Annotated in this window: 24 protein-coding genes and 1 tRNA gene; 14 read left to right on the top strand and 11 right to left on the bottom strand. The window is 57.9% G+C overall.

The features are described 5' to 3' along the window. Positions 1 to 225: 225 nt before the first annotated feature. Entirely contained in the window at positions 226 to 609 is a 384-nt protein-coding gene (locus AEAC466_RS25110; protein WP_023456466.1) for a MerC domain-containing protein, read from the bottom strand. 167 nt (positions 610 to 776) lie between these two features. Between AEAC466_RS25110 and mnmA the strand changes: the two genes are divergently transcribed. Further along, on the top strand, positions 777 to 1,958 hold the full coding sequence (gene mnmA / locus AEAC466_RS25105) for a tRNA 2-thiouridine(34) synthase MnmA (protein WP_023456465.1): 1,182 nt from the start codon (positions 777 to 779) through the stop codon (positions 1,956 to 1,958). A gap of 33 nt (positions 1,959 to 1,991) precedes the next feature. On the opposite strand, the gene AEAC466_RS25100 is transcribed toward mnmA, so the two are convergent. From AEAC466_RS25100 to AEAC466_RS25085, 4 genes are all read right to left on the bottom strand, one after another. Beyond that, entirely contained in the window at positions 1,992 to 2,492 is a 501-nt protein-coding gene (locus tag AEAC466_RS25100; protein WP_023456464.1) for a winged helix-turn-helix transcriptional regulator, read from the bottom strand. Between the two features lie 183 nt (positions 2,493 to 2,675). Continuing rightward, a complete protein-coding gene (locus AEAC466_RS25095; RefSeq protein ID WP_023456463.1) occupies positions 2,676 to 3,200 on the bottom strand; it encodes a hypothetical protein in 525 nt (174 codons plus the stop codon). Between the two features lie 394 nt (positions 3,201 to 3,594). After that, a complete protein-coding gene (locus AEAC466_RS25090; RefSeq protein WP_023456462.1) occupies positions 3,595 to 4,869 on the bottom strand; it encodes a tetratricopeptide repeat protein in 1,275 nt (424 codons plus the stop codon). 10 nt (positions 4,870 to 4,879) lie between these two features. After that, the gene (locus AEAC466_RS25085; RefSeq protein WP_023456461.1) at positions 4,880 to 5,398 is read right to left on the bottom strand and encodes an Lrp/AsnC family transcriptional regulator; all 519 of its coding nucleotides are present in this window, start codon (positions 5,396 to 5,398) and stop codon (positions 4,880 to 4,882) included. A 150-nt stretch (positions 5,399 to 5,548) separates the two neighbouring features. On the opposite strand from AEAC466_RS25085, the gene AEAC466_RS25080 reads away from it, so the two are divergent. From AEAC466_RS25080 to AEAC466_RS25065, 4 genes are all read left to right on the top strand, one after another. Further along, the gene (locus AEAC466_RS25080) at positions 5,549 to 6,580 is read left to right on the top strand and encodes a glycosyltransferase (protein ID WP_023456460.1); all 1,032 of its coding nucleotides are present in this window, start codon (positions 5,549 to 5,551) and stop codon (positions 6,578 to 6,580) included. A gap of 82 nt (positions 6,581 to 6,662) precedes the next feature. After that, positions 6,663 to 6,739: transfer RNA gene (locus tag AEAC466_RS25075), tRNA-Met, on the top strand. 52 nt (positions 6,740 to 6,791) lie between these two features. Further along, entirely contained in the window at positions 6,792 to 7,574 is a 783-nt protein-coding gene (locus AEAC466_RS25070) for an ABC transporter ATP-binding protein (RefSeq protein ID WP_031238081.1), read from the top strand. Between the two features lie 65 nt (positions 7,575 to 7,639). Next, positions 7,640 to 8,482: an endonuclease/exonuclease/phosphatase family protein gene (locus AEAC466_RS25065; protein WP_031238079.1), complete on the top strand. Its 843-nt coding sequence runs from the start codon at positions 7,640 to 7,642 to the stop codon at positions 8,480 to 8,482. A 150-nt stretch (positions 8,483 to 8,632) separates the two neighbouring features. Here AEAC466_RS25065 and AEAC466_RS25060 read toward each other — a convergent pair whose 3' ends face one another. After that, entirely contained in the window at positions 8,633 to 8,932 is a 300-nt protein-coding gene (locus AEAC466_RS25060) for a hypothetical protein (protein ID WP_023456457.1), read from the bottom strand. Positions 8,933 to 9,179: 247 nt separating this feature from the next. Between AEAC466_RS25060 and groES the strand changes: the two genes are divergently transcribed. The 3 genes from groES to AEAC466_RS25045 all read left to right on the top strand — a co-directional run bounded on the left by groES (position 9,180) and on the right by AEAC466_RS25045 (position 12,941). Continuing rightward, a complete protein-coding gene (gene groES / locus AEAC466_RS25055) occupies positions 9,180 to 9,467 on the top strand; it encodes a co-chaperone GroES (protein ID WP_023456456.1) in 288 nt (95 codons plus the stop codon). Between the two features lie 49 nt (positions 9,468 to 9,516). Then, positions 9,517 to 11,163 (top strand): chaperonin GroEL, encoded by a 1,647-nt coding sequence (gene groL, locus AEAC466_RS25050; RefSeq protein WP_023456455.1) that lies wholly within the window; start codon positions 9,517 to 9,519, stop codon positions 11,161 to 11,163. A 200-nt stretch (positions 11,164 to 11,363) separates the two neighbouring features. Continuing rightward, positions 11,364 to 12,941 carry an ABC-F family ATP-binding cassette domain-containing protein gene (locus AEAC466_RS25045; protein WP_023456454.1) on the top strand — a complete coding sequence of 526 codons (1,578 nt, stop codon included), beginning with the start codon at positions 11,364 to 11,366 and terminating at the stop codon, positions 12,939 to 12,941. A gap of 105 nt (positions 12,942 to 13,046) precedes the next feature. Here the strand turns inward: AEAC466_RS25045 and AEAC466_RS25040 are convergent, their stop codons facing one another. After that, positions 13,047 to 15,191 carry a DUF3857 domain-containing transglutaminase family protein gene (locus AEAC466_RS25040; RefSeq protein WP_023456453.1) on the bottom strand — a complete coding sequence of 715 codons (2,145 nt, stop codon included), beginning with the start codon at positions 15,189 to 15,191 and terminating at the stop codon, positions 13,047 to 13,049. 117 nt (positions 15,192 to 15,308) lie between these two features. After that, positions 15,309 to 16,040: a Crp/Fnr family transcriptional regulator gene (locus tag AEAC466_RS25035; protein WP_023456452.1), complete on the bottom strand. Its 732-nt coding sequence runs from the start codon at positions 16,038 to 16,040 to the stop codon at positions 15,309 to 15,311. A 211-nt stretch (positions 16,041 to 16,251) separates the two neighbouring features. Between AEAC466_RS25035 and AEAC466_RS25030 the strand changes: the two genes are divergently transcribed. After that, on the top strand, positions 16,252 to 16,647 hold the full coding sequence (locus AEAC466_RS25030) for a response regulator (RefSeq protein WP_023456451.1): 396 nt from the start codon (positions 16,252 to 16,254) through the stop codon (positions 16,645 to 16,647). A 208-nt stretch (positions 16,648 to 16,855) separates the two neighbouring features. Then, complete coding sequence (locus tag AEAC466_RS25025) at positions 16,856 to 17,035, top strand: hypothetical protein (RefSeq protein WP_235074119.1); 180 nt, start codon at positions 16,856 to 16,858, stop codon at positions 17,033 to 17,035. 46 nt (positions 17,036 to 17,081) lie between these two features. Here AEAC466_RS25025 and AEAC466_RS25020 read toward each other — a convergent pair whose 3' ends face one another. Next, positions 17,082 to 17,606, bottom strand: coding sequence for an EF-hand domain-containing protein (locus AEAC466_RS25020; RefSeq protein ID WP_031238076.1), 525 nt, complete (start codon positions 17,604 to 17,606; stop codon positions 17,082 to 17,084). Between AEAC466_RS25020 and AEAC466_RS44715 the strand changes: the two genes are divergently transcribed. The 3 genes from AEAC466_RS44715 to AEAC466_RS25005 all read left to right on the top strand — a co-directional run bounded on the left by AEAC466_RS44715 (position 17,605) and on the right by AEAC466_RS25005 (position 19,746). Beyond that, positions 17,605 to 17,859, top strand: coding sequence for a hypothetical protein (locus tag AEAC466_RS44715; RefSeq protein WP_162148915.1), 255 nt, complete (start codon positions 17,605 to 17,607; stop codon positions 17,857 to 17,859). The genes AEAC466_RS25020 and AEAC466_RS44715 overlap by 2 nt on opposite strands. Before the next feature lie 266 nt (positions 17,860 to 18,125). Next, positions 18,126 to 18,818: an EF-hand domain-containing protein gene (locus AEAC466_RS25010; protein WP_023456447.1), complete on the top strand. Its 693-nt coding sequence runs from the start codon at positions 18,126 to 18,128 to the stop codon at positions 18,816 to 18,818. Positions 18,819 to 18,981: 163 nt separating this feature from the next. Then, positions 18,982 to 19,746, top strand: a complete 765-nt coding sequence (locus AEAC466_RS25005; RefSeq protein ID WP_023456446.1) for a prephenate dehydrogenase/arogenate dehydrogenase family protein — start codon at positions 18,982 to 18,984, stop codon at positions 19,744 to 19,746. Positions 19,747 to 19,749: 3 nt separating this feature from the next. Here AEAC466_RS25005 and AEAC466_RS25000 read toward each other — a convergent pair whose 3' ends face one another. After that, positions 19,750 to 21,603: a cation:proton antiporter domain-containing protein gene (locus AEAC466_RS25000; RefSeq protein WP_023456445.1), complete on the bottom strand. Its 1,854-nt coding sequence runs from the start codon at positions 21,601 to 21,603 to the stop codon at positions 19,750 to 19,752. A 233-nt stretch (positions 21,604 to 21,836) separates the two neighbouring features. Between AEAC466_RS25000 and AEAC466_RS24995 the strand changes: the two genes are divergently transcribed. Next, positions 21,837 to 23,984: a M13 family metallopeptidase gene (locus tag AEAC466_RS24995; RefSeq protein WP_023456444.1), complete on the top strand. Its 2,148-nt coding sequence runs from the start codon at positions 21,837 to 21,839 to the stop codon at positions 23,982 to 23,984. Between the two features lie 114 nt (positions 23,985 to 24,098). Here the strand turns inward: AEAC466_RS24995 and AEAC466_RS24990 are convergent, their stop codons facing one another. Continuing rightward, on the bottom strand, positions 24,099 to 24,737 hold the full coding sequence (locus tag AEAC466_RS24990; RefSeq protein WP_023456443.1) for a TetR/AcrR family transcriptional regulator: 639 nt from the start codon (positions 24,735 to 24,737) through the stop codon (positions 24,099 to 24,101). Between the last annotated feature and the right edge of the window lie 128 nt (positions 24,738 to 24,865).

Genomic DNA, 24,865 nt, shown 5'->3' with positions numbered 1-24,865 from the left:
CCGCCGGCTAACATCGCCACTAACGTCCCCATGACTACCTTTGTCGCCGCGAGGTGGCCTGGCTGACAGATGGTCGTCGCTCATCATCGCCTCCTGATTACCCACCATCGCCTCATGCATAGAGACCTAAGGCACAGGTCATCAGGAATCGATTTGAATCTATGCGCGGTTTGCTCTGGACGGTATGGGTAATAAGGCTCCGAAAGCACTACCCCCCGATCCATATCAAGACATGCACGCCGCCTTGTGATGGGGCTGGCGGGCATTGATGAGGTGAAGCACAGCCAGTAACGACGCACCTGCGACACTCATCGGCATCTCGTAAACGGCAAGCACAGGCAAGAACGCCGCTGCGCCGAGCAACCCGAGGCCCGCGATGGCCAGACCAACCAGGCGCCAGTGTTTCCAACCACCGGACCTGACCAGGGCAAAAACACACAAAGGCCCCGCTACGGACACAAGCAGCCGATGCACGACTGGGTTTTCGTTAAAGGCGCCCAGAAACGGCAAGATGGCGAAAATCACCGGCAGGGCAAGACAATGCACGACACATACGGCGGACAGGCCAATAGCCATAATGTCGAGGTAACGGTTTTTAATGGCGGGCATAGGAACTCTCAATACACGCACGATATGTTATATTATAACATTACAAAATGCAAATGCTTTTTCGCCGTCATACCCTAGCAATTTAGTTGGTTTTGTCTTATCTAGCGAGCCTCGCTGGCATAGTTTTGATCGCCTGCGCGGTGATACTCCCTTTCGTACCCTGACCCATGAATACCTGCGCCATTCCCCTTATCCAGTCGGCTGATCTCGATGCCGCCATTCAGGCCACGCGCGCCAGCGTCGGCCTGCCCGAAGGTGCGCGCGTTGTCGCCGCCATGTCCGGCGGTGTCGATTCCACCGTTGTCGCGGCTCTGCTGCACCAAGCCGGGTACGAGGTCATCGGCGTTACGCTTCAGCTATATGACCATGGTGCAGCGTTGAAAAAGACTGGCGCCTGCTGCGCTGGGCAGGATATACATGACGCCCGCATGGCAGCGGAAAAGATAGGCATCGCTCACTATGTCCTCGACTACGAAAGTCGCTTCCGCGACAGCGTGATCGAGGAGTTCGCCGACAGCTATCTGCGCGGCGAAACCCCGGTGCCGTGCATCCGCTGCAATCAAAGCGTCAAGTTTCATGACCTGCTCGATGTAGCGCGCGATCTCGGCGCCGAAGCCATGGCTACCGGCCATTATGTCGAACGCTCCGTAGACGGGCAATTACGTCGCGCCGCCGACACATCGCGCGACCAGAGCTACTTCCTGTTCGCTACCACGCGGGATCAACTGGACTTCCTGCGCTTCCCCCTGGCTGGCATTCCCAAGCCGCAAGTGCGTGACATCGCCGTACAATTGGGCTTGAAAATCGCGCACAAGCCAGACAGCCAGGACATCTGCTTCGTCCCGGAAGGCAAGTACACCACCCTGATCGACAAGTTGCGCCCACAAGGTCGCGAAAAGGGCGACATTCGCCATATCGATGGCCGCGTTCTGGGGCGTCATGACGGCATTACGGGCTACACGATCGGACAACGCCGCGGGCTGAATGTCGCGGTGGGTGAGCCGCTGTTTGTCACCCGTATCGATCCGGACGCAAAGGCCATTATCGTTGGGCCGCGCGAAGCCCTTTTGACCCGCGCCTTGACCCTGAAAGAAACCAACTGGCTGGGCGACGAAAGTAACCTTCTGGCGGCGGCGCGGGCGCAAAAGCCGGTTCTGGCGCGCGTGCGCTCGACCCGTCCGCCGGTACCTGCCCGACTGATCGCCGATAGTGACAATCGTATAGAGGTGGAATTCGATGGCGCCGAAGAAGGCGTCGCCCCCGGCCAGGCCTGCGTCCTATACGACCCGACCGACGACGGGCGGGTTCTGGGCGGCGGGTTCATCGCGGCGACACGCGCAGCCCATTAGCGCACAATTCGGTTTGCCCGACCTCGGTTAAGATCAGACTTCTTCGGCGATAAACCGTTTGCGGCTCAGTTCCGCCAGCGACTTGGCGTCGGAATTGGTCTGAATGTCCAGTTCAGTCATCTGAACGCGTTGCTCGCAGTGGGCGCAATGGGCCACGGGGCTAAGCGCATGCCCGCACGAGCTATGAATCATGTCGCTCATCGACTTTTCAGTGCCGTAAACATGACGCTGACCCCAGTCCTGCATGAAGACGATCATCGGGCGCAGTTCATGGCCCTTTTCGGTCAGGATATATTCGTAGCGGCGCGGACGTTCACAATATAGGCGTTGTTCAAAAATACCATGGGCCACGAGGTGCTTCAGGCGAGCGGCCAACACGTTGCGCGCCAAACCCAGAGCCTCCTGCCATTGCTCAAACCGGCACAGACCCGCAAAGGCGTCGCGGATGATCAAAAGTGTCCACGGTTCACCAATAATATCGAGGCTCGCCGCGATGGCGCACCTTTGTTTGGAATAATCTGCAGATCGACCCATGTCAGTTTTGAACTCGTACTTTATTGTTTACCGAAATCTATCGGTTAGCCAAACCCAGCCGCATTCACCCAAACAAAAATCTTTTAACAAGATATGGATGCTGCAAAATATTGCAAAAAAGCTTGCCTATAGGCAAGCGCCGATTTGCGCCCGAAAGGCTTACATCGCAATCGTGATCAAAAGTTACGGATTCAGTGCGTAAAGCGCGGACAAGGCGTGCGCCATACGGGCTTCGTCGTTACGCACGAAGTCCGTCTCGAAGTGATCATTCTGCCAATGCAGCAGGACACTTGTGTCATTATCAAGGCTAACAATCAAACTGTCGTGCGCGGTATGCACACCCGTATTGGCGCAGTCTGTCGTGTAGGTGCCACAGTCGGCGGCATAGACACCAGCCCCGACGACATGGATATTCGGCACAGCATTACCGGAATCGAGGCTGGTGACACGGATATCTTTGGCACCGTTCGACGTGTTGAGACGAACATGAACCGCGATACGGCCGGTGTCGACTTCGGACACCAGGTACAGTTCGTCAGCCCGGCCGTCACCATCGAAATCACCGTCGCGCAACGGGGCTGTATCGTGTCGAGACAAGGCATTGAAATCAGGCGTCAAGGTCGAAGCATTCGCCAGCGTCGTTATCGCCACACCGCCGACAACCATCAATGTCAGAATCACACCCAGAACAATCGTCCGCAAAGCCATCACCGCACCTTTATGCCTGTCGGTGATGTGCCTTTTCAGAACAAGCCATCACCCTGTGCGGATATCTTCCGCAAGGCCGGTGCCAGCTTTGGCATAAATGCGATTAACGGACAATAATATTTTATTAACTATTTAGTTATTTGAAAATGCGCAGGAAATGCCGGACGGTCATCCCGATGGGCCGGGGGCTCGGCGATCATCTCCACCCATTGATCCATCATCAATGGCACCGGATGGCCTATGATTCCCCGCTCTCCACTCCGCAGCAGAGCCACGAGGCCCGTAGTTCCCAAACTCAGCAAAAGCATAATGGCGACTCCCAATTATTGCGATTGAGAATAGTTCGCATATTTGAAATAGCAAGCGCGAAGGGGTCACATTTTAGTGTCCTGGCTTACTTTGTAAGATCAACCACGCCAATAACAGCCGGTGACGGCTTAGGTGTCTTCGCATTGCCCTGGTTGTCGAAATTGTCCCATTGGCTGCGCGCCACAAAGACAAAGGCATTGTCCGCTACGACGCCCTGCGAGGGTTGAGACAGCATATCCTTCGACCTCAACAGAACATCTACCGATCGGACGGCGGTCCAATCCGGCGTCATATGCAGGCGCAACAGGCGATTGGGTTCCAACCCACTCTGAATAGCGATAAGATCGTTCCCGTATCGGGTAATCGACGTAATGCCGAGCAGATTGCCGTCAAGCGGCGCCAGCAGGCGGCTCATGCCCCCCGTTGACAGGTTCACGCGGTAGAGGCCCGACACAAAATCATTGACGATCAATACCGACGCGCTCTCGTTTTCAGCCAGGCCGGTCGGCGTATCCATGTAGCCTTCCGGCACCAGTTCCTCCAGCGTCTGGCCGTAGCCGGTCAGGCGCAAAACGGAGCCATGGTTGGAATCGATGACATACAGATCGTCACGCCCCATCAGCAAATGGCCGAGACGACGATCCGCCGTCGTATTGACGCTGGCTAACACCGAACCATCGACAGGGTCGATCGTTACGACCTTGGATGTGGCTGGCTTTTTCGGATCATAGGTTACCGTCTGGCGGCTCTGCGCCGTTGTTGCCCACAACTTACCATCGCGCAGGCCCAGACCATAGGCGGCCACGCCCGGACGGAAGGTGATGACACTACGCACCCCTTCGGGCGACAAGGCCAGGATTTGACCGGACCGCACGGCGCTGACGAACGACTGCCCGTCCTCCGGATTGAACGCGAGCGCCTCGGCGATACTGAAATCGTTGATCTGCGCCGCAACCTGCATCTTACCAACCGGCAGGACATTTAATTGCAACTGGTTTTCCAGTTCGCTGTCCCAAACGGCATTAAATTCGGTATTCTTGGCGAGATCGAGGACATTGCCGCGACGAAGATAGTCTGCCAGGGCCGCCTTGGCCTCGGACTTGCGCTTCTGCTGGAGATATACCTGCGCCTTGAGCAGGGAAATCGACGGCGAATCAGGTAGCAAGGCCTGGGCCTGCCCGAACTGGTCTAGAGCCGTGGCGGTGTCTCCGTGTTCCAGCGCCGACATGCCGGCCGCACGCAAAGCGCGAAAATGGCCGAGATCGGATGCTGGGTCGACCGTTTGCGCACTGCCCACAGCAGCCATAGCCTCCAGCGCAAAGCACAAGGCAGCAATCGACGAAGTCAGACGACGGCGCATACGAAATTCCTTACTTGCCGACGACCTTTGGCAAGGGGGCCGTCGTATGATTTTCCACCACCAGACTGATCGGCACCGCCGTGGTCTGGCGGACGCTGCGCATGATGATGCGGCTTTCTACGCCGGAAACCAGATCAGAGGCCAGCAACTTGTCGCGCAAAAAATCATCATAAGCATGCATGTCACGCGTCATAACCCGCAGCATGTAGTCCTCATGACCGGTAACCGTTTGGCAACTGACGACTTCTGGCCAATGCTCAAGCCGTCCCTCAAAGGCTTCCAGATTGGTGCGCGACGGAAGGGATAGTTTCACCGAGACATAAACTTCGAATCCCAGCCCCAATTTTTCGGCGTCAAGCACCGTGACCCGCTTAGTTATGACGCCCAAATCTTCAAGTCGTTTAATGCGACGCCAGCAAGGCGAAGGAGACAGACCGACCCGCTCGGCCAAATCGGCCACCGACAATGAGGCGTCCGCCTGAATCAGATCCAAAATACGTGCATCAAGCTCATCAATCAAATCGGACAAAATTTACCCCCGGGACGCCACAATCAACAGCACAACCCTTACTATTGCCGTCATTTACGAAAATTTCTACCCCGCGCTGAAAATTTGTCACAAGTGTTTTAAATTTGCCGAGTTACGCTTAAGGTGCCTGGCGGTTGGGCAAGGACGATCATGCGTATCCTGAATATCATGCTGGCGGAAGTGCGCGGCGGCGTAGAAACCATGTCCCTGCGTTACCACCAGGCCATGAAGGCGGCGGGCTTCAGCGTCCTCAGCCTGGGCCACAAGGACGGCGTCCTGGGGCAAAACCTGCCCCCGGCCGAATTCTGCGCCGCGCATGCCCTTGTTAACCACGACCCGTTTGTCGCCCTGATCCTGCGCGGCCTCGCAAAAACCTTCAAGCCAGACCTGATTCTGACCCATGGCAACCGCGCGACGGGCATCGCGCTTCTGCCCTTCATCGGCACTGCGGATAAGACGGTCCAGGTCGTGCATAATTTCCGCCACAAAGGCCAGGGCAGCCGCCTGCGGGCCGCCATCTGCGTGTCATCCTCCGTGCATGACAGCTTGAAAGCCGCCCACCCCGAACTCCCGCTCTACGATGTCGCCAACTTCGGCCCTCTGGATGTCCGCGACGTTAAGGCCGCGCCATCGCATCCGCCCGTACTCGGCACGCTCGGCCGCCTGCACACGCAAAAGGGTATAGACGTGATGATCCGCGCCCTGGCCCTTCTCCAAAAGGAAAACATCGTCCTTCCGCTCCGTATCGCCGGTGACGGGCCGCTCAGTGCGCGGCTTCACGCCCTGGCCCATGAGCAGGGCGTCGAGCAGCAAACGGATTTTCGCGGCTGGGTGTCGCCAGCCGCCGATTATCTGCATGGACTGGACCTGTTCATCCTGCCGTCGCGTATCGAGCCGTTCGGTTTGGTGGTTGCGGAAAGCATGGCTGCCGGCGTGCCGGTCGTCGCCACGGACATCGACGGCCCCAAGGAGATCCTGAAGGAGGGCGCACTTGGCTATCTGTGCCCGCCTGACGATCCCCATGCCTTGGCAGACGCTATAAAGCGGGCGAACAGCGACTGGAAATCCACGCTTGCCAAGGCGCGCGCTGCGCAAGACCACGCCCTGTCGCACTACAGCCTGGCGGCCGGTCAGGCTCGTTTGATCGACGCCCTCAAACAAATTGCGCAAAATCGCCCCTGACGGGCTTGAACCCGTCAGGCTTATTGGCTATAGGCCCTCCCTCCGAGAACGTGAACCATCCGTTCTTGTCAGGCACTGGTACGGTTGGGTAGCTCAGATGGTTAGAGCGGTGGATTCATAACCCACAGGTCGGCGGTTCGATCCCGCCTCCAACCACCACCAGGGTCCCTGATCCTGGTCATCGCAAACTATCCCGGATCTGCCGCTGAACATGCCTGCCACTCCCCTCCTTGATATCCGTGACGCGTCCATGGTGCGCGGCAAACGCCACCTGCTTGACGGCCTCAGTCTCACCGTGCAGGCGGGCCAGCACACCGCCATCCTGGGCCCCAACGGCTCTGGAAAATCCACCCTCGTCAAGCTTATCACGCGCCAGCTCTACCCTTTGGCAGGCGCACATGTTGCCATCTTCGGCCATGAACGCTGGAACGTTACTGAACTGCGCGGCCTGATGGGCATTGTGTCGTCGGCCATGCAACTCGATTTCGACGCCAATCCGCCGTTGGAAGTGTTCGATTGCGTCGTCTCCGGTTTTTTCGCCGCGCGCGGCGTGTGGAAGCACGCCGTGACCGACGACATGAAGACGCGCAGCCATGAGGCCTTGGTTCAGGCAGGCGCCGGCCACCTTGTCGGCCGCGACATGTCGACCCTGTCGACCGGCGAAGCGCGCCGTGTGCTGATCGCGCGGGCCTTGGTGCACCGCCCGAGGGCGCTGCTGCTCGATGAACCCTGCGCCGGACTGGACCCGGCGGCACGGCGCCTCTTCCTGGAAGGACTGCGCAACTTGGCGGCCACCACCACCCTGATCATGGTCACACACCATATCGAAGAAATCCTGCCGGAGATGGGTCACATCGTCATGCTGCGCGATGGCCGAGTGCTGCGCGAAGGCGACAAGGCCGAGTTGTTGACTGGCGGACACCTGACCGAACTGTTCGGCATGTCTGTCGATGTTCAGACCCGTGGCGACTGGTATCACGCCCGCATCGACTGACACCTGGTGGCCGCCATCACTATCGCGTATAGTAGATAGATAACAAAACGACAGTGAGGATGGACATGCGGATATCAGCCATGGTCTGCGCAGCAGCACTTATGACGACGCCGGCAATGGCGGCGGACACAGTTCGCGTAATGAGCTATAATGTCCGGGTCGATGTCGCTTCGGATGTGCCGCGCTGGGCGGAACGACGCGGCCCGATGGCTGAACAGATAAGGCGCGTGTCTCCTGATATCTTCGGCGTTCAGGAAGCGGCGCAATCCGCCGTTGCGGATCTGGCTGCTGCCCTACCGGACTACGACCATTACGGCCTCGGACGAGACGACGGTAAGACGGGCGAAACGACAACCATCTTCTACAAGCGCTCACGCTTTGAGCCCATCGACATGTCGACACAATGGTGTTCGACGACACCGGATAAGCCTGGTAAGGATGCGGACGCGGCCTACCCACGCACCATTACCCGTGCCGTCCTGCGCGACCGGGAAACCGGGACTCCGATCGATGTGCGTAATACGCATTTCGACAATGTCGGCGTCGTGGCGCGCGAAAACTGCGCACGGCAACTGGAAAGCACGGCGCGTGCCGAGGTCGACCACCGACCAGCTGTTGTTATCGTGATGGGGGATTTCAACAGCGGGCCCGACAGTGCGCCGTACAAACTGCTGAGCGATAATGACGGCCTGAACCTAAAAGACGCCAGGATCGGCGCCTCCGAAGACAGCGGTCCAACAGGTACATTCAACAATTTCGATCTGAAAAAGACGGACGGCGAAGCCATAGATCATATTTTTGTCGACCGCGCCCTCAAGGTCAGGCGTTTCGCCGTTCTGACTGAAGGAGCCAATGGCAAGGTTATTTCGGATCATTTCCCGATTATTGCGGATATTGTCCTGCCATAGGCACTGTTGGCACAAACGTACAAAGCCCTTATCCGTAAAGGATATATAGCAGGGTCGAAACAGCATCGCCGCGATAATTCAATATATCCGGAATAAAAAAAACGCCCCGTTGCGCTGGCAACGGGGCATTTCATTTTAGAGCTTGGCGTTTTAATCGCGGCCGCGGATCAGAAGGGCGCCGAGTACGAAACCGACACCCAGAGCGATCAAGGTGGCAGGAACCGGGTTTTCCTCGATCTTTTGCTTGGCCTGTCCGGAGTAACGCTTCACGTCGTCACCGGCGTGATCGGCAAAATGGCGCACACGCGCTTCCGCTTCCTTGGCGCGTTCCGCCAAAACATGCGTGGCGTGTTCGACTTCGTGACGAACCATTTCGGAGATGGACTGGACGTCATTTTCGTCAAACGACTTGATCTTTTCGGCGGCGGCCTTGGCTTTGGCAGATAACATAATGAAGCTCCTCAGTTGCTCGGATGTTATCACATAAGATAGTGTCTCGAAAATGATAATGCAGGGCGTTTTGCCCGCCAATTTGTAATTTTCCGATGAGGTTGGACAAAACAAGGCCAGGCACAAAAATCGCTGGCCTCGCCCTTGACTCTCGGTGCCCTCGCTCCTAAATCCAAGGCGCTGTTAGCACTCACCAAGCACGAGTGCCAACACTCCTGTTTTTCACATCCCAATTGGAGGAATAACCATGAGCCTTCGCCCATTAGGCGACCGAGTCCTGGTCAAGCGCGTCGAAGAAGAAGCCAAGACCAAGGGCGGCATCATCATTCCAGACACCGCCAAGGAAAAGCCACAAGAAGGCGAAGTCGTCGCCGTTGGCCCCGGCACCCGTCATGAAGGCGAATATATCGCCCTCGACGTGAAGGCCGGCGACCGCATCCTGTTCGGCAAGTGGGGCGGCACCGAAGTGAAGATCGACGGTGAAGACCTGCTGATCCTCAAGGAATCCGACATCCTGGGCGTTCTCGAGCGCTAATCGCGCCGCTTTCAACGCTCATTTTTCAATTCAATAGGAAGTTATATCCATGGCTGCCAAACAAGTTCTCTTCGGTTCCGACGCGCGCGATCGCATGCTGCGCGGCGTGAACATCCTCGCCAACGCCGTGAAGGTGACCCTGGGCCCCAAGGGCCGCAACGTCGTGCTCGACAAGTCCTTCGGCGCTCCGCGCTCGACCAAGGACGGCGTCTCTGTCGCCAAGGAAATCGAACTGGAAGACAAGTTCGAAAACATGGGCGCGCAAATGATCCGCGAAGTCGCCTCCAAGACCAACGACAAGGCCGGTGACGGCACCACCACCGCCACTGTTCTGGCTCAAGCCATCGTCGTCGAAGGCATGAAGTCGGTCGCCGCCGGCATGAACCCGATGGACCTGAAGCGCGGCATCGATAAGGCTGTCACCATCGTCGTCGAAGAAATCAAGAAGTCGTCGAAGAAGGTTGCCAACAACTCGGAAATCGCTCAGGTCGGCACCATCTCGGCCAACGGCGACACCGAAGTCGGCGAAATGATCGCCAAGGCGATGGAAAAGGTCGGCAACGAAGGCGTCATCACGGTTGAAGAAGCTAAGACCGCCGAAACCGAGCTGGACGTCGTCGAAGGCATGCAGTTCGACCGCGGCTATCTGTCGCCCTACTTCATCACCAACCCGGACAAGATGGAAGTGGTCCTTGAAGACCCGTACATCCTGGTGTTCGACAAGAAGATCTCCAGCCTGCAACCCATGCTGCCGATCCTCGAAGCCGTCGTGCAATCGGGCCGTCCGCTGCTGATCATCGCCGAAGACGTCGAAGGCGAAGCCCTGGCCACCCTCGTCGTCAACCGTCTGCGTGGCGGCCTGCGCGTCGCCGCCGTCAAGGCGCCTGGCTTCGGCGATCGCCGCAAGGCCATGTTGGAAGACATCGCTGTCCTGACCAAGGGCGAAGTGATCTCCGAAGACCTCGGCATCAAGCTCGAAACCGTCACGCTCGACCTGCTGGGCCGCGCCAAGAAGGTTACCATCACCAAGGAAAACACCACCATCGTCGATGGCGTGGGTGAAAAGGCCGACATCGAAGCCCGTATCGGTCAGATCAAGAAGCAGATCGAAGAAACCACTTCGGACTATGACAAGGAAAAGCTGCAAGAACGTCTGGCCAAGCTGGCCGGCGGTGTTGCCGTCATCCGCGTCGGCGGCTCGACCGAAATCGAAGTCAAGGAAAAGAAGGACCGCGTTGACGACGCGCTCAACGCCACCCGCGCTGCCGTCGAAGAAGGCATCGTTCCGGGCGGCGGCACGGCTCTGCTGAAGGCGTCCAAGGCCCTTGCCGGCCTGGAAGGCATCAATGCTGACCAAACCGCCGGCATCGCCATCGTTCGCCGCGCCCTGCAAGCGCCGCTGCGCCAGATCGCCGAAAACGCCGGCGTCGAAGGCTCGGTGGTTGTTAATGCCGTCCTCGCCAATGACAGCGCCGGTTATGGCTTCAACGCCCAGACCGAAAAGTATGTCGACCTGGTTGCCGATGGCGTCATCGATCCGGCCAAGGTTGTCCGCACCGCGCTGCAAGACGCCGCATCGGTCGCCGGCATCCTGATCACGACGGAAGCCGCTGTGACGGAAGCCCCTAAGAAAGACGCTCCCGCTCCCGCCATGCCTGGCGGCGGTATGGGCGGCATGGGCGGTATGGACTTCTAAGTCTCATATCTCACATGAAGATACGGAGAGAGCGGGTCGCAAGACCCGCTCTTTTTGTTTGTGCCGCCTTGCGACTTGCAATTCCTGCGGGCAATGCCTAGATCAGTTTCGAACCCGCCACATATAAAAAGCAGGACCGCCGTCACATGTAATTTTCCGCCAGAGAAACGCCATTTCGTTTATCTCTCCAAGGAAATTCCATGTCTGCGATCACCCTGTCCGACCTGTCATGGTCGGCCCCCGACGGCCGAGTGCTGTTCTCCTCCCTCGACCTGACCTTCGGCCCTGAACGTACCGGCATTGTCGGCCGAAACGGTGTCGGAAAATCCACCCTCTTGCAGCTCATATCCGGCGACCTAAAGGCCGCAAGCGGTCACGTCTCACGCTCTGGCACGCTTGGTGTGCTGCGCCAGACGGTCCAGGTTGACCCTGACGAAACCGTGGCCGACCTGTTCGGCGTCGGCCCGGCCCGCGCCATTTTGCGTCGCGCCGAAGCCGGCGAAGCCACGCTCTATGATCTGGCGAACGCCGACTGGACCCTGGAGACACGCATGGCCGAAGCCCTGGCCCATCTGGGCCTCGACATTGGCACGGACACGCGCCTGGCCATGCTGTCGGGTGGACAAAGAACGCGTGCCGGACTGGCGGCGCTTGTCTTCATGGCCCCGGATTTTCTTCTGCTCGACGAACCGACCAATACGTTGGACCGTGACGGACGACAGGCAGTCTTCAACCTCCTGAAAAGCTGGAAAAAGGGCGCGATCGTCGTCAGTCACGACCGTGAACTGCTTGAAAGCATGGACGCCATAATTGAACTGACGGCATTAGGGGCCACCCGCTACGGAGGCAATTGGAGCCAGTACCGCGCCCGCAAGGCGCAGGATCTGGCCGCCGCCCAGGCCGATTTGGCCGACGCCGAAAAACGCGCTGCCGAGGTGGCGCGCAACGCCCAGGCCGCGGCCGAACGCAAGGCGCGAAAAGACGGCGCTGGTCAGCGCAAGGCCGCGCGCGGGGGCGCGCCGAAAATCCTGTTGGGTGCCATGAAAAATCGCAGCGAAAATACCAGTGGGTCCGCCACTCGACTGGCCGAACGCCAGCGCACAGATGCGTTTGAGGCAGCCGCCACCGCGCGCGGTCGCATTGAAGTCCTCCAGCCGCTATCCGTCATCCTGCCGCCGGCGCGACTGAACCCAGGGCGTTCGGTCGTGACACTCGATACCGTCACCGCCGGCTACAGCCTGAACCATCCTGTTATCCGCGACTTGTCTTTTGCCATCACCGGACCGGAACGCGTCGCGATTACCGGTGCGAACGGTGCCGGCAAGACAACCCTGCTCGCCGTTATAAGCGGCCGCCTGGCTCCATGGTCAGGCACGGTGCGGGTAACGCCGGACATGGCCCTGCTCGACCAATCGGTCAGCCTGCTCGATCCCAACCTCTCGATCAGGGAAAACTTTCGTTGCCTGCATCCGGACGCCGACGAAAACGCGTGTCGCGCGGCGCTCGCTCGCTTCATGTTCCGCGCCGATGCCGCGCTTCAAAGCACAGGAACTCTCAGCGGTGGGCAATTGTTGCGCGCCGGGCTTGCGTGCGTGACCGGAGGCGTCTCTGCGCCTTCGTTGCTGATTCTGGACGAACCGACCAACCACCTCGATATTGATTCCATCGCCGCCGTCGAGGCGGGGCTACGTGCCTATGATGGCGCTCTGATCGTCGTCAGCCACGATGAAAGCTTCCTGGAGGCGATTGGACTGACGCGCCGGCTGGTTCTGACCTGATGGTCGATATCAGTAGAAAACGCCAGGCGGCAAGATCGATCTATTCCCCGCGTTAATGACTTAAGACCGATACCGCACGGTCCCAAAACGGGCGCAGCGCGCCCCTCAATTGCGACCACCGGCGTAGAAGTTACCCAGATCGACAAAACTCATCCCCGCCGGATCGACCGGTTCCGGTGAACCTTCGGCGAGCGGCCTCGCCGGCAGTGGCACAGACTCCATCTGGGCGTTATCCGACTCCGCCGAAGCTGGCGATCCATTCACCACCGCCGCACCGGAGGCCCCGCCCGGCGTGAGGATAAGGACGCCGCTTTCACTCAAGGCATCTATCTCATCGGCCGCCGCCTTAACCTCGGCCAGTGAAATTTCCGGCACGAGCGTACGCTGGCTCACCTCGGCCGTAAACACGCCATCGACAATCCCGAAGTGGCGCGTCATCTCGATTCCCGCCAGAACACGGTCTATCTGTTGCCCCGCCGCCTCATAGCCCTGCCCTCCATTCGGGAGACGTACTGTGACGGTCGTGCGGTTAAACATCGGAAAGGTCAAGCTGACCGGCGCGTAGGCATGCAGGCCTGGCGTACGGTCAGGCACTTCAGAATTATCGGCAACCTCGACATTCCGAATGGGGTAAGCACGGCGATCGCTCCCGGCCAGCGCGATGCTTTTCAATCGCGTCGCCCCGTCCATGACATAGTGCATTTCCATCGACGCCGGGTCGAAATATACTCTATGAGCGCCTATCTCCGCCCCCGGATATACGACTCTCCAATACTTCCGTAAGGCCATATCGAGGTCGTCAGGCCTGACGGTCTGCCAACGCTGATCCTGCATCACCGCCTCGCTGCCATGCGTAACGACGTCTATGTGGATACCAACCGAACCGTCCAGCCCGTTCGAGGCATCAAGAGCGACGTGAAGCTCGGCCTGCGGCCGGGTCAGCGGCGGCCCGACCAGAGACTGAAGCTCTTCGCCCTTAGCCGTCATCGGCAAAGCCCATTCCTCGCTCGGTGGTGACAGGTCGTCAAGACCGCCATCGGCCGGAAGCGTACCGTCCAGCCAATAGGGCTTTCCGTCAATGACGCTGCGAACGATGACGTGATCGAATAGCACAAGCGCTGGCAGGCGCTCATTCAGGCCGTTGCCGTCGACGGTATTTACCAGTGCCGGATCTGCGGCGATGCCTAATTCACGGAGCAAGGCGGTCAATAATGCGCTCTTGGCCTTGCAATCTCCCCACCGCCGCAACCAAGTCAGGTCCGCGCTCGGCGGCACGAATCCGCCCTCGCCCAGTTCGACATAGGTATAGCGAATTTTCTGTTGCACGAGATGCAACGCAGCCGCCGCCTGAACCTTCGGGTCGGCACTCAGAGCGCGTATTTTCGCCACCTCGGCCTTCAAAGGCGATGTTTCAGTCAATCGGGCGGCCCGGTCATAATAGGGGGCAATCAGGGCCGATACCTGCGACCAGGAGGTAAATTCACTGAGTTGAACCTCACCGAACCGGTTGAACCTGTTCGGTGCCATGTCTTGAACCTCCGGTTGTTTGTAGGCATCGAGATTCAGCGACATCTCAACCTCGTCACCGGTTCTGACGAAGGTTGGCACCGGCATGTCGTCGCTTAGGCGCCAGCGCAACGGCTTTCGGGCAGGCCAGGTGAAACGCGTCTCGCGCTTCGCGGCCATTCCGATGCCAATATTGGACCACAGGCTTTCCGAACTCCCGCCCAGAACGGCGATACGACGGACACGGGTATAGGCGAAATCGATGATATCGCCGACCTCAACTCCGTCAGGCTGAAGAACAGCCGTCAGTTCACCGTCCATGATCGCTTTTTCGAGCTGGGTTTCGCGACGCATCACCGTGAAGGTCTGACCGCGGGCCAGAAGGTCAATGATCTGACCATTGCGGATCAGATGCGCCTTATTGATGATAATGGTGGCATTTACGGGATCCCAGTGCACTGTCGGCCGGGCAATTCCTAAACCGCGTGGCGTCTGGATCTGAACAAGCGTTTCCCAATAGGTACTGTCACCGTCGTCAGCGAACCGCACCTGCAAGGAGCGATTCAGTACGGCGTATATATCGCGCGCCTGATCGCGGTCTGCCTCTGCCGGCGCAAGGATCGGCCGTACCCATGACGCGGCGGGGGCAAATTCCAGTTTCTCAGAGGCGGCGGCCGGAACCGCAGCTCCGATAGCGGCGGCAAGCACCCATCCAATGGCCGTAGCACCTACGTAGCGTGTCATAATCGTCCCCCCGAACCCGATTGCAAATGTAAGGATATAACCGCCGGTCTGGCAAGACCAATAAAGCGAGCAGGAGATTATTGAAAACGGGCCGCGCCATGACTGACGACGTGCAACTCAAATCTTCGGGTAGATCCCGTGCAGAACCGCGTCAAAGTGGTCATCCACCAATTGATCGCACCCGCAGGATTGATGGCGCAGGGCGGCCAGGTCCTTGAGGATGATTTGGCCTCGTCGCGACTCGATTGTGCCTTCCTGACGCATGGCGCCGATCACACGGCTGACGAATGTGCGCCCTACCCCCAGCATACTGGCCAGTTGCTCCTGCGTCATCGGATATTCCATATCACCCGTCCGGGCGAGGCCTGCGAGTATCAGCTTGGCCAGCCGCTGACGAATTGTATGCGTGGCATTGCACGCCGCTGTCTGAAAAACCTGCGCCAGAAGGCAATCGGAATAGCGCGCGAACCAATGTCGTAGAGGTAAGGATTCTTGCTTTGCCTGTTCCAAGGCGGATGTTTTTATGCGCAGAAATAATCCGGGCACGCGCACCACAGCCGTCGAGTAGGCAGGCACATGACCATTCGATACAATCCCGCCAATGGCGCCTTCACGTCCGACAAAACCAACATCGACCGATACGCCGTCCTGAGTCGTCAGGCAAAACGCAGCCAAGGCGCTACCGCATGGAAACCAGGTGTCGATAACATCTTCACCCGCCTCGAGCAGGACGTCACCTGCGGTTTTGTAGACAGCGATAATATGGGGCTCAAGGTGAAAACGATCTTCGTCGTGCAGGAATGACAACAGAACGTTCTGACGAAGCTGGTCTGGTGTGGCAATCGTCATGGAAATTCTCAAAAAAGGCGAATTCAAAGGGCGAACTGTGTGCACTAGTGAACAGACATCGGAACGAACAAGTGTTACTCGAACACACAAGACGGGCCGGCGCCGAACAAAAGCCGTTTTCTTGAAAAAGCCATAAAGCATCAATGCGGAGCGGGTCGCGCCAGCATAAACTTAGGCTTGTATCGCGTATTTGGGATCGGGTGTTTACAGAGTGTCGACGAACGATAATGAAAAAAACGCGATCTTACGTGTCCTGATCGTGGAAGATAATCTGGCCGCCGCTCAGACGACGGGATGGATGATCGAAGAACTGGGCCACGACTATCATATGGTTCACAGCGCCGAACAGGCTATCGAAGAAGCCGCCAGCTACGCACCCGACATTGCCTTGCTGGATATAAGCCTACCCGGTCTTGACGGTTTTGAGCTGTGTCAAGCCTTGCGCGCTCTGCCCGACTTCGAACGGACCGTTTTTGTTGCCCAGACAGGTTGGGCTGGAGACACCTTCCGCCATCGCGCCGCAGAAGCCGGCTTTCACCACTATATCGCCAAGCCGTTTGTTATAGAGACGCTTATGACCATTCTGAACGACAACAGCGCTCGTTGACGAGTTGAATGCGCGAACGGTGACATGTTGCGGGTGGTGCCTGAAGGTCGCTCGCGTCCTTGTCTGCTATGGACTCGTTTTTCATTTTGTTCCCACCGTTAACCTTCATCACCAGGTTGTTAAGAATTTGGAAACGCGCTATAGGCTAGTCTTTATGACTTCCTTATTTTAGTGAGACGCGTTTATGTCTGTCGTAGAAAAGCTCATAATGCCCAGACGGCTTGAAATCGCTGGCTGGATCATGATCGCAACCCTGTGGTTCGCCATCGGCCTGCAGTATTTTACAGGCGTTGAAACGGTAAAGCTGGTCAAAACCGTCTTTTATTTCATCGTATTGGAATATGTCTGGGCATCTATTAAGCGCGAATTCTTTCCAAATCTGCGCTAATGCCACAAGGAAACCCCACCTACCTATGGCGGTGGGGTTCTTATTGTCAGGCCGCAATCGAAAGCGTCGAGGACGCAGCCGAAGTTGTCGTTCCCTGAGATGCGCTGTAGGATTGAAGCGCCGACAACAACTCATGCATCAGGGATGCCAGGTCGGTAGAGCCAGCTCCTGTTCCAATGCTGCTTAACGTCTGGCTCGTGCCGTCAGTTGAGGGCTGCCCCTGTGCATCTCCTGGCGGCGGACCATCCGGCCGGTTGGCCGCCATCTGCTGATCGAAGGCCGACTTCTCGGCGGCCGACACCGAACCGTCACCGTTGGTGTCCATTTTGGAGAACAAGGCGTCCGCCTTGGAGGTGGTGCTGTCGCCAGTTGTCGATTGGCTGTAGCCTTCCATCTCGGTCTTGCTCAGACTGCCGTCACCATCGCTGTCCATATCCTGCAATGACGGTGGCTTATGGTGCCCGCCATGCTTATGCGCATGTGACGTCAGTGATGTCTGTGACGTATCCGACATCAGGGATGACTGTGACGTCTGTGAGGCCTGTGACTGACCGGACAGCAGACTTTCCATGATGCTGGCCGACAATTGGTTAAGGAAAAAGTCGCTGTTTTCAGCGACGCTGGTGGTCGTGGATGCCGAACTGGTCGCCACCTGGTTTGTTGCCGATGACGTCGTGCTGGAACCGGCGGCGGTACTGGCCTTGAGTTGCGACAATAACTGGCTAAGCGATGTGCCTGCCGTGCTGCCTATGTTCATGAGAAAACTCCCGCAAAAGCTGGCTTTAAGCGCCAGCCAATACAAGAAGAATAAAGACCCAAGTTAACAAGATATTATTTTAATACATATTTCAGAATTGATACAGAAATGATGCATTATAGACTAAATTAATCCAGCAATTGCATATGATTATAACATGAAAAACACAAAAACAAGCATAATTTACTATAGGAAAAAACGTCTCGGCAAGTTTTTCCGCCCTACAAAGACCGCTTGCCTATCCCATCGGCTCCCTGTTAATCTAATGGCTCACAAGTAACGGCCGAAACTAATAGTCTCACCGATCACGCCCCTCCCTGCCGAGTAGACATCATGCGCCACACCTCCCTTATCGCTTTCAGCCTCCTGGGCGCCAGCCTGATAGCCGGCGCGGCGTTCGCGCAGGACCCGATTACCAATGGCTTTGGTCAGACCATATTTTTTTCGCCGTCCGGCGAACCGTTTCGCGCACCGACTGGCCAGCCCTACCCCTTAGCAAAGTGGTTTAATCAGGCCGACACCAACAAGGATGGCAAGATCAGCCACGACGAGTTCGTCGCCGACGCCATGGCCTTTTTCGACAAACTGGACGTCAACCACGACAATTATATCAGCAGCCCGGAAAACACCCGCTACGAAAACCAGATCGCGCCGGAAATCCAGACAATAGACCCGCGCATTGCCCAACCGAAGCAAAGCAGCCGTCAGTTTGATCCCGAAATGAGCACCGGCACTGATCCGAATGCAGGTCGATATCGCAAGAGCATAGTTGGTGCTTCGCAATACAGTCTGATCGACGAACCGCAACCGGTCCGGGCCGCCGACGCAAATTTTGATTTCAAGGTATCGCGCGATGAGTGGCTCGATACGGCGCAGCAACGCTTTACGATCCTGGATCGCAATGGCGACGGCTTCATAACTCTGGATGAACTGCCCAAAACGCCCGCCCAACTGTCTGCGGAAACCCCGCCGCCGGGGGAAAAAGGTGGCAAGGGCTCCAAGAAAAAACGTTCCGGCCTTTTCTGAAAACACAGCATGATCGTTTCAAAATGCGTGCAAAACGCGTGAAAAATGGTCTTGGGAACTCGCTGTAACGAAGTTTCATCTCGCCACGTCCACCCAATTGTGTTACTGGCGCGGTTTCAATTTAGGGCGCCGTAACGGTGCGACAATTCAAAGATATCTGCGCGTGGCTAAAAAGGTTTTTAAACTCGGATTGTTTGGACTAGGCGCGTTTGGGCGCCTGATCGTGAAGCATCTGTCGCCCTATTTCGACATCTATGCCTGCGATCCGTCGCCCGAGGCCCGCGCCTTTGCCAAACGACACAATGTCACCTTGACCAGCCTGGAAGAGGTCGCCGCCTGCCGCATTGTCGTGTTGGCCACCCCCGTTCGCGTGCTGAAGACAGTCGCTGAGGCGATCGCGCCCTACGTCCATCCTCGCGCCCTGATTATAGACGTAGGCTCGGTAAAGATGAAGCCGGCCAAGTGGTTGCTCGATGCCTTGCCGCCCAGCGTCTACATTGTCTGCACCCACCCGCTATTTGGGCCGCAATCGGCGCGCAAAGGCATTCACGATCTGGAAATCGTCGTGTGCCCGGTCCGCCTGCGCCGTCTGAGCCCCATCGTTCGCTTTTTCGAAAATACGCTCGACCTCAAGGTGTCCCTGGCCACGCCTGAACAGCATGACAAGGCGCTCGCCGCCGTACAGGGGCTGACCCACCTTATCGCCAAGGTGCTGAGTGGACTGGAGCCGTTGCCGACCGTTCACACGACACGGTCCTATGACCTGATGATGCAGGGGGTCGGCCTTGTATCGGGCGATTCCGATGAACTGTTCCTGTCGATCGAACGCGACAACCCCTTTGCGGCAGAGGTTCGCCGCCGCTTCTTCGTCGAAATCGATGCTTTACGCAATCGACTGGAAAGCCACGATGCCGGCGCCGGCAAGTAGCCGTCAGGCCTTGTTTTGAACCGCCTTCTGCTCCGCCATCGCCAACGCATCCGGTGATCGATCCATGCGGACATCTGAGTCCGGCTTGCGAATACCGAACATTTTTCGAAAGACGTCGCGGCGCTCGTGCACGCTGGCCAAAACCAGTCCCATCGGCACACCCAGGTCGATCAGGGTATTTTCAGCCAGTTGCAACGAGGCTTCGATCGTCTCCGGCACAGCGTCCGTTGCGCCCATCTGATACAGCCGCTGGGCGTGGGAGGCGTCACGCGCCCGGGCGATAATATGAACGTCTTCGCGCATTCCACGCACCGTCTTGACAACCTGATCGGTGAAGGTGGGATTTGAGGCCGTCACCACTACGGCGCGGACGCGTTCAAGACCGACGCTGAGGAGAAATTCCGGATTGGAGGCATCGCCGTACCACGTTTCAATTCCCAGCCCGCGGGCACGCTGCGTCACCTGCGGATTTATGTCGATCACCGTATAACCTATGTTGTGCACCTTGAGCATATCGGTAACCAGTTCCCCGACGCGGCCGAAACCGACCACGAGCACACTGGCGTCTTCACTGATTATTTCCGGCGCCACGGGGGTTTTCGCTTCAGAGGTTACCGCCTTGGCCAACGTGCCCGCGATCGCGGCCAGGAACGGTATGCAGAACAATGAGATGATGGCCGCCAATATAACCGATTGACCGATCTCGGCCGACATGACCTTGTGCCCGATGGCTTCGTCAATGATCACGAAGGCGAATTCACCCGCCGGCCCCAATACAGCGGCTGTTTCGATGGCGCTGCGGTTGTTCAGGCCAAAATACCGGGCGATCGGATAGATGACGGCCACCTTGACCAGGATGAGTCCCGCAGCCAGGCCGAGCACCAGGATTGGATTTTCCAGTACCGCGCCGATTTCCAGACGCGCACCGACGGTCACGAAAAACAGGCCCAACAAAAGGCCCTTGAACGGATCGACCATCATCTCGATTTCGCGGCGATACTCGGTTTCCGCCAGCAGCACGCCGGCGACAAACGCGCCTAGCCCCATGGACAATCCGGCCATGACCGAAATTTGCCCGGCCACCAGTACGCACAACAAACACGCCGCCATAAATAGTTCGCGCGATCGCGAAAACGCCACCGTATTGAACAGCGGTCGCAAGAGCCAGCGGCCAAGTACAAGCAGTGCACCTATACCGATCAGGGCGGGAATAAGCGTTAAAAGGCCGCTCAGCCCACGGCCGCCATTAGCGGTCGCGGCACCACCCGCCAGCATGACGACCGTGATCATAATCGGCGCCACCGCCAGGTCTTGCGCCAGCAGCACAGCGAAGACGCTTCGCCCCGAAGTGGTCTTGAGCGCCTTGCGGTCAGCCAGGACGGGAATGACGACGGCGGTCGAGGACAGGGCGATGGCCATGCCGAGCGCGATGGATGCCACCACCGACTGGCCCAACAGCAGGAACATGGCGGTCAGAGCGACGGATGACAGAAGGATTTGTAGCGCGCCCAGTCCGAACACCAGCCGGCGCATGGATTTCAACCGTTCGAACGTCAGTTCAAGGCCGATGGAAAATAACAGGAAGACGACGCCAAGTTCCGCCAGCTGATGAACCGTATGCGAACGAATGACGTCAAACGCGTCCAGAACCGGCCAGATGTTCGAAGCTCGCCCCATTACGTCCGGACCAAAGAGCACACCGATCAACAGAAAGCCGAGGACACTCGACACTTTGTATCTCTGGAAGATAGGGACAACGACAGCAGAGGCGAGAAGAAAAACGATAATAAATATGTAATAACCTTGGGACTCCACATTTAATACGGGCGCCAAGGTTTCTTTTGCAATCGTTGTCATTTGCGATGCTGTAGACGCACTCATCTTCGGGCACTTATCATTTTAAGGGTCAGTTTTGATTATAAAGGGATGTCTATCCGAATCGTAACCTTCATTGCACGTTTTCATGAAACATTACCAAAAATTTATGTTCCGCCCGAAAAAAAGCCGATAAGGTGCAGATAGTATCATTTTTATCCATCGGATACGTCGCGAAATAATAAGCGCCGGTCCGGCCATGAGGTAACCCTCCAATGAAAATTCTGAAGCTTCTGACTGCCACCACCGCTTTGGCAGGCCTCGCCTTGACCTGCGCACCGGCCTATGCCGGCGCTCACTCGGACAACTGTCTTGACGCCTATTGTCATATGCAGTCACTCGAAAGTCTCGACGCCATCTTGTCGGCTGACGCCTCGTCCGGCAGCGACGACGCCGCCCCCAACACCGTGGCCAAGAAGTTCGGCACCTGGGGCATAGACACCGCCGGCATGGAGACTTCGGTGAGGCCGGGCGACAACTTCTTCGACTATGTCAACGGGACAGCTGTCAAGAACATGGTCATTCCGGCCGACCGGACCTCCTACGGCTCCTTCCTCGCCCTGCGCGAACTGTCGGAAAACCGTATGAAGGTGCTGATCACCAGCCTGGCCGCGAAACAGGGCCTGAGCGGCGACGACGCCAAGATCGCCGATCTATATAAGTCCATGATGGATGAAGCGACGGCCCAGCGTCTCGACATCGCGCCGCTGGCCCCGGCACTCGCGTCTATCCGCAATATCAAGACCAAGCCGCAAATGGCCGCCTATATGGGCAAGAGTGCGTCGAGCTTCGGCTCAGCCTTTTTCAGCGCCTATGTCGATGGCGATGCCAAGAACCCGCAGATCAACGTCTTGTATATGGGTCAGGCTGGCCTGGGCCTGCCAGACCGCGACTACTACTTGTCGGCGACCTATGCCGACAAGAAGACCAAGTACGAGGCCTATGTCGCCCAAATGCTGACCATGGTCGGTTACCCGAACGCCGCCCAGGCCGCCAAGGACATTGTGGCCATGGAAACCCGCATCGCCGAAGCATCCTGGACGCGTATTGAGCGCCGCGACGATACCAAGACCTATAACCCGATGACACGCGCTGACGTAACCAAGCTGGCGCCCGGATTCGACTTCAATGCCTATTTTACTGCCGCAGGCCTGAACAAGGCGAAGAAGGTTATCGTTTCTGAAAACACTGCCTTCCCGAAGATCGCCAAGATTTTCGCCGACACGCCGCTTGAAACGCTGAAGGCATGGGAGACGTTCCGCACAGTCGATCAGGCCGCGCCCTACCTCTCCAACCGCTTCGCCACCGCTCAGTGGGAATTCCGCGCCCGCGATCTGTCCGGCGCCCAGGCCCAGCGTCCGCGCTGGAAGCGCGCCATAGGCGTCGCCGACGGCGCCATGGGTGAAGCCATCGGCCGCGCCTATGTTGACCAGTATTTCCCCGCCTCCTCCAAGACCAAGATGGAAGGGTTGGTCGCCGACCTGCGCGCCGCCCTTAAGATCCGCATTGAAAACCTGACCTGGATGTCGCCTGAGACCAAGACCAAGGCGTTGGAGAAGCTGTCGAAATTCGGCGTCAAGATCGGCTATCCGGATAAGTGGCGCGACTATTCCAAGCTCGACGTCAAGGCGGACGACCTGTTCGGCAATATCGAGCGTTCATCGGCCTTTGATTGGGCCTGGCAAGTCGCCAAGATCGACAATCCGGTCGATCCGCTGGAATGGGGTATGACGCCGCAGACCGTCAACGCCTACTATTCCCCGACCCGCAATGAAATCGTCTTCCCTGCGGCCATCCTGCAACCGCCCTTCTTCGATCCGGAAGCCGACGCAGCGGTCAATTACGGTGGTATCGGCGGCGTCATCGGTCACGAAATCACCCATGGTTTCGATGACCAAGGCCGCAATTACGACGGCGAAGGCTATCTGCGCAGCTGGTGGACCGATGCCGATTCGGCCAAGTTCAATGCCCAGGCCAAGAAGTATGGCGAACAATATGACGCCTTCGAACCTCTGCCCGGCGTCCATGTTCAGGGCGGCCTGACCATGGGTGAAAACATCGCTGACCTGGGCGGCAACTTGCTCGGCCTCGATGCCTATCGTCTGTCGCTGAAGGGACAGCCCTCGCCCGTTCTGGACGGCTTCACCGGTGACCAGCGCGTCTTCATGGGCTTCGCCCAGGTCTGGCGCTCCAAGTATCGCGACGATGCCATCAAGCAGCAGGTCGCCACCGACCCGCATTCGCCGGCCGTCTTCCGTGTTATCGGCCCCGTTCGCAACATCGATGCCTGGTACGAAGCCTTTGGCGTCAAGGAAGGCGACAAGTACTACCTGAAACCCGAAGACCGCGTCCGCATCTGGTAAGCAGGGTCGCGGCTTCTGAACCTGAAGTCGCGGCAGAGTTCTTAGCCCCGCCGATGATCGATCGGCGGGGTTTTTCTTTGCCCGCCCCTTATCCCGGACAGGCCCGTTAACTCGCTATTTTTGGCACGCTGCACGCGTCAGCCAGGCAATTTCGTCGGCCAGCTTTTGCGGCGGCACGGCGATGAGCCGCTCTTCCAGACCGATGCTGATAATACCGTGTACGGCGGCGAACAGTGTCCGCGCCCGCACCGTTAGCGCAAGCGTATCCAGATCAGGCATGATGACATGTAACGGCTCGCCAATATGACGGAACAGGCGCAACTGGTCCTGTGCCGCCCAGTCGGGCAAGGGGCTGTCCAGCCGCAATTCAAAGATCATCCGCCAGAGTGGCAGGTTATCGCGTGCAAAGGCAAGATAGGTGTGTGCCACAGCCACAAGACGCTCTATGGCCTCGGCGCGCGTCGTCATGGGCAGATGGCCGGTGGCGGCCTGTGCCGCCTCCCCCAACCGCGCCAGAGTGCGTGACGACACGAGCAGCAGCAAGGCGTCCATGTCCTGCACGATATTATATAGCCCGCCTAGAGCCACACCGATATCGGCAGCCAGATCGCGCGCCTTAAGGCTCTGGGTTCCCGATTCGCAGATACGCTTTTCCGCGGCCGCGATAAGGGCCTCCAGCTGGGCCTGACGGCGGTCTGCGGTGGTCGCTGATATGGCGGCCTTCGGCGGATTAGGTGCGGTTTTCGTGGCCATGGCAAGTCTCTGAAATAAATTTGAACGCCGTTCATTTTTATATTGAACACGGTTCACGTCTGCGCTATATAGAATTCGTGAACGACGTTCATATCATGGTTCGCCCCCATGAGAAAGAGCGGAGTTCA

Origin of the sequence: Asticcacaulis sp. AC466 (assembly GCF_000495815.1) — a bacterium.
Lineage (GTDB): Bacteria > Pseudomonadota > Alphaproteobacteria > Caulobacterales > Caulobacteraceae > Asticcacaulis.
Note: the sequence above shows the minus strand (reverse complement) of the source record. Positions and strands in the feature narration are given on the sequence as shown.